The sequence below is a fragment of the Amycolatopsis sp. NPDC033938 genome (genome assembly GCF_055575975.1).
Genome location: NZ_JBVIRO010000046.1, coordinates 1 through 1364, shown reverse-complemented (window position 1 = coordinate 1364; position 1364 = coordinate 1). Strand labels below are relative to the sequence as shown.

Here is a 1364-nt window from a genome sequence, read left to right as displayed (position 1 = left end):
GTAACTAGTCAGGTCCTGGTCATCCGGTGATCGTTGTTCTGCGATGATTGCCGGGTGTCCGGGAGTGAGCGTCCGTCGTATGACGAGCTTGCCGCGCTGGTGGTCGCGCAGGCGGAGACGATCCGGGTGTTGCAGGCCGAGGTGGAGCGGTTGACCGCGCGGGTGGGGGAGCTGGAGCGGCAGCTGAAGACCACGTCGCGGAACTCGTCGAAACCGCCGTCGCAGGACGTGTATGTCAAACCTGCGCCGAAGTCGCTGCGGCGGAAAACCGGTCGTGGGCAGGGGAAACAGCCCGGAGCGGCGGGTATGAGCCTGACGCTGGTCGCTGATCCGGACACGGTGGTCGACCATGTCCCGGCGGCATGCGGCGGCTGCGGAAACGGGTTGCGGCATCGTCCGGACGTGGGTGTGGTGCGGCGTCAGGTTCACGACCTGCCTGAGATCACACCCGTGGTGACCGAGCACCGGATGCATCAGCGGCGCTGCCGGTGCGGGGTGCTCACCACCGCGCCCGCACCCGTCGAGGCGACCGCCCCGGCCTGCTATGGCCCGAACCTGACCGCGCTGGCCGCGTATCTGCTGACCTATCAACACATCCCGATCTCTCGTGCCGCTGAGTTGCTGGCCGAGGTGACCGGTATGGCGGTGTCCACCGGCTGGGTCAGCTCCGTGCTGGGCCGGGTCGCACCCGAGTTGGAGCCGTTCGTCGAAACGACCCGGGCCGCGGTGCGGGCGGCGCCGGTGGCACATTTCGACGAGACCGGCATCCGGGTGCTCAGCAAGAACCGGTGGCTGCACTCGGCCAGCACCACGTGGCTGACCGTCTACTACCTGCACGACAAACGCGGCCGCGAGGCGATCGACGCGTTCGGGATCCTGGACGGGTTCACCGGTGTCGCGGTCCACGACGGCTACCACTCCTACCGCACCTACGACCTCACCCACGCGCTCTGCAACGCCCACCACCAGCGCGAACTCCAGGCCGCGGCCGAAACCTATCGCGACCAAACCTGGCCGGCCGGACTCAGCGACCTGCTCGATGAACTCAACGCCGCCGCCCACACCGCCCGCGAGCTGGACCTGGACACCATCCCGGACGAGGTCCTCACCCCGCTGACCAGCCGCTACGACACGCACGTCCAAGCGGGCCTGGACCTGCACCCGCGCAACCATCAAGGCCACCCCAAAGGCGGCAGACCCACCCAATCCCAAGCCCGCCGTCTGCTCGAACGACTCGAGAAATACCGCGGCGACGTCCTGCGGTTCGCGTTCGACCTGACTGTTCCTTTCACCAACAACCAGGCCGAACGCGACATCCGCATGACCAAAACCCAACTCAAGATCTCCGGCGGATGGCGCACCCA

The 1364-nt window shown here is 67.4% G+C and carries 1 protein-coding gene; it reads left to right on the top strand.

The window, feature by feature from the left end; translation table 11 throughout:
• Positions 1-54 precede the first annotated feature (54 nt).
• On the top strand, positions 55-1364 hold a 1310-nt coding region (gene tnpC, locus ACZ5ZX_RS41670; protein WP_465507528.1), incomplete at its 3' end, for an IS66 family transposase.